11 protein-coding genes and 1 CRISPR repeat array (1 of these 12 only partly in view) are annotated in these 12,096 nt (G+C 53.5%); of the genes, 4 read left to right on the forward strand and 7 right to left on the reverse strand.

Annotation, left to right across the window (positions count from 1 at the left end):
- Positions 1–139 precede the first annotated feature (139 nt).
- The gene (locus tag DI396_RS06565; RefSeq protein ID WP_110795416.1) at positions 140–781 is read left to right on the forward strand and encodes a hypothetical protein; all 642 of its coding nucleotides are present in this window, start codon (positions 140–142) and stop codon (positions 779–781) included.
- Positions 782–858: 77 nt separating this feature from the next.
- On the opposite strand, the gene DI396_RS06570 is transcribed toward DI396_RS06565, so the two are convergent.
- The 7 genes from DI396_RS06570 to DI396_RS06600 form a co-directional block, all read right to left on the reverse strand.
- Entirely contained in the window at positions 859–1,962 is a 1,104-nt protein-coding gene (locus DI396_RS06570; protein ID WP_110795417.1) for an AAA family ATPase, read from the reverse strand.
- The gene (locus tag DI396_RS06575; RefSeq protein ID WP_162617171.1) at positions 1,959–2,489 is read right to left on the reverse strand and encodes a hypothetical protein; all 531 of its coding nucleotides are present in this window, start codon (positions 2,487–2,489) and stop codon (positions 1,959–1,961) included. The genes DI396_RS06570 and DI396_RS06575 overlap by 4 nt, the downstream gene beginning before the upstream one ends.
- A 100-nt stretch (positions 2,490–2,589) precedes the next feature.
- The gene (locus DI396_RS06580) at positions 2,590–3,531 is read right to left on the reverse strand and encodes a tyrosine-type recombinase/integrase (RefSeq protein WP_162617172.1); all 942 of its coding nucleotides are present in this window, start codon (positions 3,529–3,531) and stop codon (positions 2,590–2,592) included.
- A 197-nt stretch (positions 3,532–3,728) separates the two neighbouring features.
- Positions 3,729–4,154: a helix-turn-helix domain-containing protein gene (locus DI396_RS06585; RefSeq protein WP_110795420.1), complete on the reverse strand. Its 426-nt coding sequence runs from the start codon at positions 4,152–4,154 to the stop codon at positions 3,729–3,731.
- Between the two features lie 6 nt (positions 4,155–4,160).
- The gene (locus tag DI396_RS06590; protein ID WP_110795421.1) at positions 4,161–4,370 is read right to left on the reverse strand and encodes a helix-turn-helix domain-containing protein; all 210 of its coding nucleotides are present in this window, start codon (positions 4,368–4,370) and stop codon (positions 4,161–4,163) included.
- 81 nt (positions 4,371–4,451) lie between these two features.
- Positions 4,452–5,270 (reverse strand): hypothetical protein, encoded by an 819-nt coding sequence (locus DI396_RS06595; protein ID WP_110795422.1) that lies wholly within the window; start codon positions 5,268–5,270, stop codon positions 4,452–4,454.
- A complete protein-coding gene (locus DI396_RS06600) occupies positions 5,271–6,491 on the reverse strand; it encodes a hypothetical protein (RefSeq protein ID WP_110795423.1) in 1,221 nt (406 codons plus the stop codon).
- 750 nt (positions 6,492–7,241) lie between these two features.
- Here DI396_RS06600 and cas9 point away from each other — a divergent pair.
- From cas9 to cas2, 3 genes are all read left to right on the forward strand, one after another.
- Entirely contained in the window at positions 7,242–10,496 is a 3,255-nt protein-coding gene (gene cas9 / locus DI396_RS06605; protein ID WP_110795424.1) for a type II CRISPR RNA-guided endonuclease Cas9, read from the forward strand.
- A gap of 62 nt (positions 10,497–10,558) precedes the next feature.
- Positions 10,559–11,470 (forward strand): type II CRISPR-associated endonuclease Cas1, encoded by a 912-nt coding sequence (cas1, locus tag DI396_RS06610; protein ID WP_110795425.1) that lies wholly within the window; start codon positions 10,559–10,561, stop codon positions 11,468–11,470.
- Positions 11,467–11,811 (forward strand): CRISPR-associated endonuclease Cas2, encoded by a 345-nt coding sequence (cas2, locus tag DI396_RS06615; protein ID WP_235851772.1) that lies wholly within the window; start codon positions 11,467–11,469, stop codon positions 11,809–11,811. The genes cas1 and cas2 overlap by 4 nt, the downstream gene beginning before the upstream one ends.
- A gap of 73 nt (positions 11,812–11,884) precedes the next feature.
- Positions 11,885–12,096: a CRISPR direct-repeat array (repeat unit 36 nt; unit sequence ATTGTAGCTGTTCAAAATTCGCGGTCCAGCCGCAAC) (it continues 154 nt past the right edge of the window).

Raw genomic sequence — 12,096 nt, forward strand, 5'->3', positions numbered from 1 at the left:
GAAGCGCCTCAAGCGCTACCGTGGCCTTAAAATTATCTGAAAAACTGCGTCTCTTGGTCATTTGTGTATCCTGTCTTCAAGGTTGGATACATCTTAGCACGCTGTCCTGTTTTGCCGGACCACTTCACATAGGTTTGGTGTGAGAGAACTGGATGAGCTTTACCTTGAAAAATTCGTAGACCTCCGCCTCAAGCTAAAATCTTCAGCGCAGAAGGAAGGTCTGGCAGCAAAATCATTGGTAGGTGCGCTGAGTGTGTCTGTGCCATTTGGAGAAAGCGAAGCATTCTCGAGCGAGCGCGCGGGTGAGGTCGCATCGAAAATCGTTGAACAAAGCGGCATCACATTCCGGCAGGTCAAGAGGACAGTAGAGCATATCGACCTAACGCTACGGTGCTATCGTGATCAGCCGATAGACCTACCTCTACTAACCTATGTAGCATTCTCGCGAGTGGCAATAGATGCTGAGGGGAGATTTAGGTTTGACGAAAGCGTGTTACCTCGCGCGGCACTTTCTCATGAGATTGCGGCAAGTCTTCTTTCTAGCAGAGAAAAAAGCCCAGTAAGCATCGCTGATGAGGAAAGGGCGGCAAGGTCTTGCATCGAGTTTGTTCGAGATAATTGTCATGAGCTGATAGAGCTCCCAGAAGACAGGTACAATCTAGATCCGCCGATGAATAATCGAAAATACTACGACTGGTATAAGGTGTTGGCTGGGTTAGGCCCGACATATATTTCGTCACATGAAAAAATGCTTAATGGTAGCCATCAACTGCTGGAATAGGAACTTGGTATAATGATTGTGGTGCCCTTGCTCCGGAACACTCTTAGCTTCACTGCGACGTAAAGCTTGAGTGTCAGCTATTGACTGGGTTGCCGGAGGAGCCAAACTAAGCCGTTTCTAACCGAGATCAGCCCGCCATTTTTTAAATTCTCCACTTCCCGATTGAATACCCTACGATGGCTTTCGCGCTTATTGGAACTCGATAGGCGATCCGTGGCGATACTTCTTTCCATCCATTCCTTTTGGTCAACGCAAGGAGTGTTTGGATAGCGAGGGTCATGCAGACATTTCCCGCATTCTTGGAGTAATGCTTCCAAGGTTGAAAGAGCGATGGACGTTGGGCCAGTAATTTTTTCCGGCATGTCTGCAGCGGTATCGACGGGTTCAACTAGGCAAGTCGTGACGGGATCATCGTCCTGATCGCGCCCCAACTCGACCTGCCGCAAGGCGTAGATGAACTTGTATCCGGTTGGCCCGTCTCTTTGTTTGGTCACTTCCGCTGAGATCACCCCAAACTCATCCCGGGTTAGCTCAATTTCAGTGTCTATTGCGGCCCGAAGTGATGAGTGCCCACGCGCGCCGCGCGCAACATCCTTGCCGGAATGGTGGATCAACATAATGTTCGAACCAGTCCCTCGACGCAGAACATCAAGATTTTTGACGAGATCGGCAATATCCGGTGCCGTATTTTCATCTCCGTCCCCCATGACCCGCGAAAGGGTATCGACGACGATGAGATCGAAACGGCCTGTTTGAGAGGCTAGATGTTGCACCATTTCGACAATAGCGGGTGCATCTGTGGCCTTGCCTGCAAATGTAACCGGTGCCGCGATGACCCAGAACTGAGGATCATCCAACGCAGAGACACGGTTCGGGAAGGAGCTGCCACCTTCAGCGGCTATGTAGAGAACATTTCCCTTAGTCACCCGGCGATTTCCCCATTTCTCGCCCTTAGAGATATGGTGGGCCAGATCGAGAGCAAAAAACGATTTCCCGACATTGGAGGGCCCGAAAACAACCGCAAGTGTTCCCTTGTCGAGCCAGCCTTTCACCAGATACTCCCGATCCAGAGCGGCTTCAAAATTCCCCGCCCATGTTGCCGCCGCTAACAGTTCCTTTGCCTTCGGCCTTAATAGTGCCGGGTCACTCCGGATCGGCGTGACTTTGTCGAAATCATTCATATTGCATTCTGCCTAAAAGCACCGTTTGGGTCGATGCGGGACAAAAATGCCCTTTGATCATCTGTCGTGAAGCTTTCCCACAAACGGATAAACAGTCGCTTCCGATCCGGAGTTGAAGCGCTATCGGTGTGAAGTTTGACCAAGAAATCCGGATCATCAAAATCAGGAAGATCGCACTCCAATTCCGGATGCGTATCAATCGAATGACTGCGGCGATACTCTTCTGCAACCTCTGCAAACAGTGATCCGGTGCCATAGACCTCTTGGACAATAATAGCTTGGTCACTAAGCTTTTGCGCGAGTTCGGGGTCTACTTCTCTTGAAATTTCATTGGCAAGTTCTGCTATCTCGTACTCATCTAGGGCAGCGATACATTTCAGAATGAATTCCACCGCATCCGAGAGCAGGGAAACTTGGTTCGACAAGGCTGTGTTTTCTGTTGATTGCTCAATGGCTGTTTTGTGTGGGGTTCGACAGGTTAACTCGTTGGTAGGAAATACAATACCTTCTCCTCCCCAGTCCGCCACTAACGACCTGTAAGTGTATGATTTTACACGATAAATCTGCGTTGTTCAGTTTTCGATCCCACATTTGTTCCCACACTTGCGGTTCGGTTGAATTATACATTCAGTCTAAATCAGACGTGTTTCCGGTAATCAGCCTACGTTGTTCATCGCGGCTGATTTGCCCGTAGCTACGCAATGTCGTCAAAACGTCGGTGTGGCCAAGGTTTTGCGATGTGGCCACCAGTTCAGCAACTGACGTGCAATGCTTGGCGGCGTGACGCGCGAGCATATGCCGGAATGCGTGGGGGCCGTAGTTGGGAACGCCCGCAGCCTCAAACGCGATGCGAACAATCTTGCGCACGGGTTCGGTTGTTTTCCAATGCTGCCGCGTGAATCCGTTCGCTGTAAAGCCTGAGTTGGAATTTGCTGTGATCGCGGTTGCGGGGAACAATGGATCATCGGGGCCATAGAGCACGATGTCGTCACAATAGGCGATCCACTCGGTTAGCGCGGCCTCGGCTTCCTCGAATCCTTTTGCAAAGAACGTATCAATCGCCTTACCAAACTTGGTTGCCACTTCGCGCGGGTTTTGCGTCACGGACTGCTCGTGCAAATCGACGTGCTTAATTTTGAGCGAAACCAAAGCGGCCACCCGAATACCTGTGAGGCAAAGAAGGGCAAAGACGGCCTTGTCGCGCTTTTGCTGGGGCGTGGTGCTTGGCATACGCGCTAAGGCGTGTTTGGCTTGCTTTAGGCTAGGTGCAGGACGTGGCGGGGCCGCGCGTGCCTCTGCCTCATCGCGTCGAGACAAGTTGAAATAATCTGCATCCGCCGCTTTTATCCGGCTGCGAAATCCGTCTTGCTGGGAAAGCCACAGAACAAACTCACGCAAGGTTGCCAAGATAGACCGCATTGTTGATTTGCCCAAGGGTGTTCCCGCCGTCGTTTTGCTGTCTTCCAAGTGAGTGCGAAACCCCATCGCCTGTTCAATATGAAAACGTGCAAAGTCCTTGCGCCCGTTCCAGGCGTCGAACCGTTCAAGTGCTGCGATTTCGCGATCCAACGTCTTTTCAGAAAGTTGGCGGGCGAATTTGCGATATTCCAGAAAGCGGCGTTTCAGGCGTTCGTTCTTTTCATTGGGTCGTTTGGTCATCTTTATATCCTGTATTTATGAGGGTTGTCGGGATGGTTTTCAGGTGCGTTTGAAGGCAACGCGATGCAGGGTCTGAGGTGGAAATACAGGGGGGATTGTGTCCACCATTATAATGCCAACTCATCCCGTTTTATTGTGAGGTCGAGTTTGGCGCGGATCGCGGAAAGGCTGGTCAAAGAGACGGGCTTGCACATGAGCGTTTCGCAGACGTCACAAATCGCTGTGAGCATCGCTTTGTTGCCCGTGATCTCGTAATCGGCCATCGCGCCAGCGGGGCCACGACACGCACGGCATCGCAGGCAATAAAACTCACACAGACCTGTTTTCACTTTACGACCTTCGCGCTGGGCGTTGATGTGGGCGCGTAGATCATCACCACGAATAAGCGGGGGGTATGACGCATCCAAAAGCTGCAACCCATCTCGGATCCAGTTTCGTATCGTGCGAGGGGAAACGCCGACAAGTGCCGCCGCTTCCTTTAGTGTATAACAGCGATAGGATTTGATCCCGCTTAGACGGGCCTGTTTGGGCACGGCGAATTACTCCGTGCCTGATTGATGCGTTGCCAGCCATTCGTGAATGGCTTCAATCTTGATCAGGCGGCGCGTGCCGATCTTGATGCTTTTTAGGTCACCTTTGGCTAACGCGGCGTAGAGAGTTGTCCGGCCAATGCCAGCAAGTCGTGCAGCCTCGTCTGGCGAAACGGCAATTGGGGGTGTTGGTTGGGTCGTTTTCGGCGAATGTACCATCGTTCATACTCCATCATTTGACGATGAATGAACTTTGGCGGACGCAGGGTGGATCAAAACAGATCGTGCGTTTCGATCCAGTTATGATCCACGTCTAGCCTCTGAAACATAACGGTTTATTGAGGATAGTGCAGGCGATGTCTTGTTTGGAAAATTGGCCTTGTAGACAGCAAGGACCGCCTTGGCTTCTTCGTTCCGTCCTTTTAGAGCAGTTCCGTTCTCGGCGCGGTTCGCAATGATTTGGGTCAACGCCTCTTTGTAGGCACTCGGTCGCCCGCCCGTCCGATTCACGGGAACGCCAGCAAGCGCATGAAGGTCGGCATTTACAGCCAATGTGCCAGATTTTGGGTCAAAGCGAAGAACGTCTTGCAGTTGAATAGTGACATAGGGCGGCACAGACAAAGTGCCTGTCGATGTCAGGATAATCCCAAAAGTAGACCTCATTTCACCGATCATAGCGCCTTTAAAATCTTTGATATCATTTTCACCTTGCATCATCGGTTGGAAATACAATGCAATGTCACCCGCAGGGCTATCCAAGGCCCCAATTCGCCATGTTTCGCCATTTAGGGGTGTTGATTTCCTCCGTTTGCAATTCAGCTGGTCTGCCATCTGTGCGGTGAAGGCAATCAGGTTTGGTTGTGTCGAGATGAGGTCCAACCGGGCTTTCGTGACAAATCCTACATCAGGGCAATAGTACCCATATGATCCGGTCTCATAGACGATTGCGGCGTCATGGGGTTGGTCACACGCATCGCAAACAAGCGAAGAAACGACGCCTGTTTCTTCGATCACCCCAGCTTTTAGAAGAAGATCATATGCCGGATATTTGGAATACTTGTTCGCCAAGACGCTGCAGCGCTGGGCGATGAGTGAGGCGAAGAGGTTTACCGTTTCCACTTAGACTGCCTCGATAACGTCAAACCGTTCAGGGCGCTTTGCCAGTAACTTCCATCGTTCCAAGAGATTGATCACAAACTGCCGTTCCGCTTCGGTCTTGTTTGGGATGGTTGTCGTATTGGGGGTGCGCAATGTAACCGTAAGGGTCTTGGCGCGTTTGCCAACTTGCGGTGCGAGCGCGATCCGCAAGGTTGTGCCGATAATCGTCCAGCCTGCTGCATGGATCGGGGAGCGTTCACCGAACTGACGTTCAAGAAACTGATAGATGGTTTCATCATCCCCCCGCCGTTCAAATCGCGCAAAACCGCCACCCGTGGAATAAAACTCAAGAGAAGATACTTCGACGCTGGCCACCCCATCGGCAGGTTCGGTGGGAAAGCTGGGATTTGACGCTATATTGCCCAACAAAACGTCGCGGCGCGGTGTCTCAATAGGTGGTGCGGATTGCGGAGCAAAATGCTGGGAAAAGGATGTTGCGTATTCGTCGCGTATCTTTTTGCCGCCACGGGCGCAAATTTCTACGATCCGTTCTTTGGCATTGCATGCAATTCCGACTTCAAGAACCCTTTGCACAACTTGTCGTTCCAACCCCTCAGATGATCCAAAGGTAAGTTCGCTTTCTGCGTTGGATTCGACGTAGATCGTCGCCTGTAAAATTTCCGTTTCTTCCGCCGTGATGGGGTGAACCCGAATTGACGTGTACCAGTCAGCTTCGCGCTTGCGGTGTTCCGGCAGATCAAGAATGGCAATCGCGTCGGCGACAAAGCCTGCACGGGCTACCTCGTCGCCTAGCGCCCAAGGTTTGCCATCGTCGTCGAATTGGAAGGCAGACCAGTTTTTTCCACCAGTGCGTTGCATCAAAGAGGCCTGCACCGAAACCCGTTCCAGCGTCTTTGGATGATCTATGGCCAGCATCAGGAGAACGTCCTGGATGCCCTGCAACCCTTCTAAATCAATGCGCTGGGCACTGCAGATTTGCTCAGCAGCGGTCATGCCTTGCGGGGTAGCCAAACTGGCAAGGTGATCAAGTTCGGCTTTGACCTTATCTTGTCGCAGGTCAGGTAAATCGGCGATTAGCGTGGCAATGTCATTCACAAGCGCTGTCCCGCGCCCTTGGCCTTGCCAATTAAAATCATCAGGGGCATCCACCCCGAACGCCTTTAGGAAAGCTGCCAATCTCTCGTCGGGGGATTTACGGATAAAGCCGCTAAATGAAGCCATGAATAGTGCCTTCGGTTGTTACAAAGGCTATATTTGGTGTTCACGGGAGTGTGATACAAGCCGTGGTTGCGTAAAAATATCAGTGCAGGGGGCTATGGCGCGGCAGCTGGTTTGTGGTGCGATGGGAGAGGGGTGACGGAATGGGTGTTGGGGAGCAGGTGCTGGAGTTATGTGTCCATTCAGGATGTGGCTCCGCCTTAGAATTTGCGTAAATGCATTCAGTGTGTTGGACGAGTGGGGCTCGTCCAAAGTCAAGCTGAGGCTGTCTTGGTTGGCCTTTATAAATCTGTATTCCCCGCCTTCGTGCGTCGTCTTCAGCGGTTTACTGCTGGGGTCTAAGCGGATGCTGAAACTAGCGCGTGGTTAACGGGCCTTGGATCCCGCTCAGGAAGGGCGTGGCCAAGCGCAGGGCGCAGATCCACGTTCGAGGCGTTGCTACCCTAACTCAGATTTTGGCGCGACATGATGCGGGCAAGTGGACGTCGTAGTCTGCGATCTGCAAACCACAGGGAACTGGATATTTGAAGTTTGGTAAAATAGTTTGGTTTTGCCGCCAGGCATTTGAAAGAGAAAAAGGCACAGGCCGTAGCCTGTGCCTCAATGTGGTGCAATCGAATGCTTGTTAACGGCTCGACCGCGAATTTTGAACGCCCCCATTTTTCACGGGTTGTTCGCAAAGGTCAAGTGCCCTTTATGGTTGAAATGAACTAGGCTCGATGCGATCTTGGCGCACTACTTGGAGGTTGAGTGATGCGGTTGGGATTGGACGTTGGGACGAATTCGATTGGTTGGTGGTTATATGCGAGCGAGAACAATACGATTACCGATGTGATCGACGGCGGCGTGAGGATTTTTTCAGACGGGCGGGACCCCAAATCCAAAAAGTCGCTTGCGGTGGATCGGCGCGCGGCGCGCGCGCAGCGGCGGCGGCGGGACCGCTATCTGCGTCGTAAGGCGGCGTTGATGAAACATATGGCCACAGCGGGGCTGATGCCATCGGATCCCACCGAGGCAAAGGCGCTTGAAGTGCTGGATCCCTACCGACTTCGCTCCGAGGGGCTGGATCGGGAACTCCCAATTGCCCATTTCGGGCGGGCCTTGTTTCACCTGAACCAACGACGAGGTTTCAAATCCAATCGCAAGACTGATCGCGGTGACAATGAAAACGGCAAGATAAAAGACGCGACCAAGCGTCTGGATGAGGAAATGGCAATTAAGCAGGCCCGCACTTATGGCGAGTTTTTGCATATGCGTCGTTCGGAAAAATGCGAGAAACCCGCGTCGGAGCCGGCTCTGAACATGGACGGCACTCGCAACGATGACCGGCGGACCAAACCTGTCCGCACGCGCTTGTCGGTTGCGCGCCGTGACAACGCTGAAAAAGCCGAGGCGGGGTATGATTTTTATCCCGACCGACGACACTTATCCGATGAATTTGAACAGCTCTGGGCCGCGCAAGCGCAATTTGCGCCCGAAGTCTTGACCGATGATTTGCGCGATGAAATTGCGATGATCATCTTTCATCAGCGCCCCCTGAAAACGCCAGAAGTCGGTTTGTGCCTGTTTACTAACGAGCGGCGTATCGCAAGCGCCCACCCGCTGAACCAAAGGCGGATCCTTGTAGAGACAATCAATGGGTTGCGTATTGCGGCACGGGGAGAGGCGGCTCGCGGGTTGACCCGCGAGGAGCGCGATCAAATTCTCCATGCGCTTGACAATAAAGCGCATACAAAATCTATGTCGGGCATGGCCATGACGCTCAAGGCGCTCGGCAAGACGATCAAGCTGCGCCCAGATCAATCCTTTACTTTGGAGACTGCGAACCGCGACGCCATTGCCTGCGATCCGGTGCGGGCCAGCCTGTCGCATCCGGATCGTTTCGGCCCGCGTTGGTCAATGTTGGATTGCGACCGCCAATGGCACGTGATTGAGCGCTTGCGCGCGGTGCAGAGTGAAGCGGAATATGTCGAATTGGTGAACTGGTTGATTTCGGCGCATGGTTTGGATCGAGACCATGCGGAGGCGGTTGCCAATGCACCGCTGCCGGAGGGGTATGGGCGGCTTGGCCTGACAGCGACGCGCAATATTCTTGCGGCTCTAGAGGCTGACGTGATCCCGTATAGCGCCGCAGTGGCAGCCTGCGGGTGGCACCATTCCGACGGCAGAACCGGTGAGGTTTTGACCGAACTTCCTTATTATGGGCAGATCCTTGATCGCCATGTGATCCCCGGCACCTACGCAGAGACCGACGATGATGTGACCCGCTACGGTCGCATCACTAATCCGACCGTCCATATCGGGTTGAACCAGTTGCGGCGGTTGGTGAACCGGATCATCACGGTTTACGGCCGCCCTGACGAAATAGTCGTCGAACTGGCCCGTGATCTCAAGCTGTCGGAAGATCAAAAGCGCGAGGTGCAGCGGGACATCAAAAAGAATACTGATGCGGCGATTGCGCGCGGGAAAAAGCTCGAAGAGATGGGCGTGCGGAACACAGGCGCAAATCGGATGAAGTTTCGACTGTGGGAGGAGCTTGGCCCGACGATCGGCCCGCGATGCTGCCCGTATTCGGGTGAGGTGATCAGCGCGGCGATGATCTTTGACGGCTCTTGCGATATCGATCACATCCTCCCCTATTCGCGCACCCTTGATGACGGCTTTGCCAATCGCACGCTTTGCTTGACGGCCTTCAATCGCGCCAAATCGAACAAGACCCCTTGGGAGGCGTGGGGCGGCACTCCCGCTTGGGAAAATATTGCCGCCAACCTCAAAAATTTGAAGGACAACAAGGCATGGCGTTTCGCGCCGGATGCGATGGAGCGGTTTGAAGGGGAAAAGGATTTCACTGAGCGCGCCCTGAAAGACACGCAATATCTGGCGCGCATAGCTTGTAGGTATCTCGAGGCATTGTATGATGGTGGCGATGAGCGTCGCCATGTCTATGCGGTGCCTGGGCGAATGACCGAAATGCTGCGGCGACACTGGGGTCTGAATAGGCTGCTGCCTGATCGGGACGGTGCCGTGAAGGCCAAAAACCGTACCGACCATCGCCATCATGCAATCGATGCTGCCGTTGTGGCGGCGACCGATCATGCGCTTATCAATCGTATCAGTAAGGCCGCAGGCCGCGATGAAGAGGGCGGGAAGGGCGCGGAAGACGTCGCCCGAACTACATTGCCGCCTTGGGAGGGGTTCCGCGATGATATTGCAAGGCAGGTTGACACGATCATAGTCTCGCACCGTGCAGATCATGGGCGTATAGACCGCGAAGGGCGAAAAAGCGGCCAAGACAGCACCGCCGGACAGCTTCACAATGATACCGCCTACGGCATTATTGATGATCACACTGTGGTCAGCCGTGCGCCGTTGTTATCGCTTAAGCCCGCCGATATTGCCGTGACGACTAAAGGCAAGAACATTCGCGATCCGCAGTTGCAGCACGCTTTGGCTGTCGCGACTAAAGGCTGCGAGGGCAAAGCACTCGAAGAGGCGCTTATAGCATTCTCTGCCAAGCCCGGCCCCTATCAGGGGATCAGCCGGCTCCGGTTGACCGAAAGCCTACAGTCCTCGGCGAGGGTGGAAATCACAGGCCCATCGGGACAACCACTGAAAGCTTATAAGGGAGACAGCAACCACTGCTATGAGATCTGGCGCATGCCCGATGGCAAACCCAAGGCGCAGGTGATTACTACCTTCGAGGCGCATGGCGAAGCGATTCGCCGCCCGCATCCGGCGGCCAAACGTCTGTTGCGCGTGTTCAAACGGGATATGGTTGCGATAGAGAGGGAAGGGGAGCGGTTGATTTGTTATGTGCAGAGGTTTGATCCCGCCAATGGTATTTTTCTTGCGCCGCATGTCGAAGCAAATGCCGATGCAAGGTCGCGTGCAAAGGGCGACCCTTTTCGAATTCTGCAAATGGGTCTTGGCCCAGCTATCAAAGCCAGAATACGCCGAGTTCACGTCGATGAAATGGGCCGTCTTCGCGATCCCGGACCGGTGGGATAAGCTGCGGATTCGCGCGAATCGGAAAAATATGTCACACTTCCAAGGGTGTAGGAGTGTGATGAGTGGATCAAATTATAGACATCGCGACCGATGGGCGGCATTTGTCCCGCGATCGCGGTTTTCTCAAAGTGTCGGAAAACGGTTTGGAAAACGGCCGAACGCCGCTCGATCAGATCGCAGGCGTCATCGTTCATGCACATGGGACAACGTGGTCCACATCGCTTTTGACTGAACTGGCTGATCGCGGCGCACCTGTGGTGCTTTGCGCTTCCAATCATGCTCCTAAATCTGTGCTGATGCCGCTTCAAGGCCACCATGCACAAGGTGCGCGCATGCGGGCGCAATGGCAGGCAAGGTCATCGCTGACCAAACAAGCATGGAAGCAGGTCGTGGGGGCGAAACTCCATATGCAGGCGGCAGTGCTCGCAGCCCATGGCAAAGCTCCTGCGCCGCTTTTGATGATGGTCCGGAAAATCACATCGGGTGATAGCACCAACATAGAGGCGCAGGCGGCGCGCCATTATTGGCCGCGCATGATGGGCCGTGATTTTCGCCGAGACAGCGCTGCGACAGATGCAAATGCTTTATTAAACTATGGCTATACTGTCCTGCGTGCTGCTGCCGCCCGTGCTGTTGTTGCCGCAGGGCTGCACCCGACAATCGGATTGTTTCACTCGAATCGAGGTAATGCTTTTGCACTCGCAGACGATTTGATGGAGCCGTTCCGCCCCTTGGTGGATTGCGCCGTGCGGTCGTTGATAGCGCAGCAAGGCACAGACGTGGACACATCAGCGAAACAAGTATTGGCCGGATTGATCGCTCTCGACCTACCGCTCGGCGAGGGGATCACGCCGGTTTCCGTCGCACTGTCGAAGCTTGCAATCTCGCTTGGACAAAGTTTCGAAGCAGGAAAGCTGTCGCTGGCCCTTCCTGCTCCGCCCGATCCCTTGACACTTAAGGGGCTCGGAAAATGACAAAAACTGTGACCCAACTATCGGGATATCGCCTCATGTGGATTCTTGTGATGTTCGACCTGCCGACCGATACCAAGCGCCAACGCAAAGACGCGGGATCTTTTCGAAACTTCTTGCTTGATGAAGGCTTTGAGCGCAGCCAATTCTCGGTCTACGCCCGTTTCGTGAATGGGAAAGAGGCATTCGCGACGCGAATCGCCAGAATTGAGCGACATCTTCCGGAAGCAGGTGATGTGCAGATCTTGAATTTTACTGATCGGCAATATCGTGATATTGTTCATTTTTCAGATCAAGGCCGTAGGCAGAGACGTGAAAACCCGCAGCAACTGGTGATGTTTTGATGCGATTCGTTTTGAAAATTCGCGATAGAGTTCTGGAAAAGCCTTTGCGTTACATAGGCTTAACCAGATATCTATTGTAGCTGTTCAAAATTCGCGGTCCAGCCGCAACCTTGCTGAATATCCACCAGCGCGGGCATGGATTGTAGCTGTTCAAAATTCGCGGTCCAGCCGCAACCTTGTAAAAAAGGCTTTCAACGTCGGGCGTATTGTAGCTGTTCAAAATTCGCGGTCCAGCCGCAACCGGCTCGCGAGGTATGACCGTTGCGGAGGCATTGTAGCTGTTCA

It is taken from the genome of Litorivita pollutaquae (genome assembly GCF_003205515.1).
In the GTDB taxonomy this organism is placed as follows: Bacteria; Pseudomonadota; Alphaproteobacteria; order Rhodobacterales; family Rhodobacteraceae; genus Litorivita; species Litorivita pollutaquae.

Excerpts from the sequence above, each read along its gene's own strand:
- DI396_RS06570 (WP_110795417.1), bottom strand. The coding sequence starts at position 1,962 with ATGAATGATTTCGACAAAGTCACGCCGATCCGGAGTGACCCGGCACTA.
- DI396_RS06590 (WP_110795421.1), bottom strand. The coding sequence starts at position 4,370 with ATGGTACATTCGCCGAAAACGACCCAACCAACACCCCCAATTGCCGTT.
- DI396_RS06600 (WP_110795423.1), bottom strand. The coding sequence starts at position 6,491 with ATGGCTTCATTTAGCGGCTTTATCCGTAAATCCCCCGACGAGAGATTG.
- cas9 (WP_110795424.1), top strand. The coding sequence starts at position 7,242 with ATGCGGTTGGGATTGGACGTTGGGACGAATTCGATTGGTTGGTGGTTA.
- cas2 (WP_235851772.1), top strand. The coding sequence starts at position 11,467 with ATGACAAAAACTGTGACCCAACTATCGGGATATCGCCTCATGTGGATT.